1 protein-coding gene is annotated in these 215 nt (G+C 52.6%); it reads left to right on the plus strand.

Features of this window, described 5'->3' with window-relative positions; all coding sequences use genetic code 11:
- A partial coding sequence (locus tag QP968_RS11320; protein ID WP_284856477.1) for a hypothetical protein occupies nt 1-215 on the plus strand: 215 nt, incomplete at both ends.

Genomic DNA, 215 nt, shown 5'->3' on the forward strand with positions numbered 1-215 from the left:
GAGGATTATGTTTCTGCTGTGACTTTGTTGTTGCGGTGGTCTGATTCTGCTCCGCGGTCGGCGAGTGTGTTGGAGATTCAGCGGCAATTGGGAGCCGATGTCACCAGTGTTGAGCCGACGTTGAATGGGGAGAGTTATGTTTTGCATAGTTCTTCTTCGTTGGCGGGTCCTGTGACTGATCGTCGCACGGTGTATACCCATCAGGCGTTTGTTCC

The organism is Corynebacterium sp. MSK041, from assembly GCF_030232265.1.
GTDB lineage: Bacteria > Actinomycetota > Actinomycetes > Mycobacteriales > Mycobacteriaceae > Corynebacterium.